At 40.7% G+C, this 270-nt stretch carries 1 protein-coding gene; it reads right to left on the bottom strand.

Going from position 1 to position 270, the window contains the following annotated elements; genetic code table 11:
• Positions 1–270, bottom strand: a 270-nt coding sequence (locus tag AAEY97_RS21295) for a DUF2955 domain-containing protein (protein ID WP_351001348.1), incomplete at both ends; no start/stop codon positions are given.

Here is a 270-nt window from a genome sequence, read left to right as displayed (position 1 = left end):
ACTACCAGTTACGTAGCTGGCAAAGTGTAATTGAATCGATAAACTAACCGCACCTAAGGCACCAAACAAAAAGCCACTTCCGCTACTCATTTGGTAAAATAAAATACAAAAGCAGGCAAATACAATCAGTACCATAAGCACCGGCAAGTGCGAAAATAACCCCTGCAATACAAGTACAACAAACGCACTAAACGCAGCACTGGCAAAAAACTGCCTAACCACAGATTTATTTAACGTTGGCACTAAACCTAATAGCAACATGGGGTAAAC

Origin of the sequence: Shewanella sp. TB7-MNA-CIBAN-0143, from assembly GCF_040310065.1 — a bacterium.
In the GTDB taxonomy this organism is placed as follows: Bacteria; Pseudomonadota; Gammaproteobacteria; order Enterobacterales; family Shewanellaceae; genus Shewanella.
The sequence above is the reverse complement of the archived record's forward strand: the minus strand, read 5'-3'. Positions and strand labels throughout refer to the sequence as shown.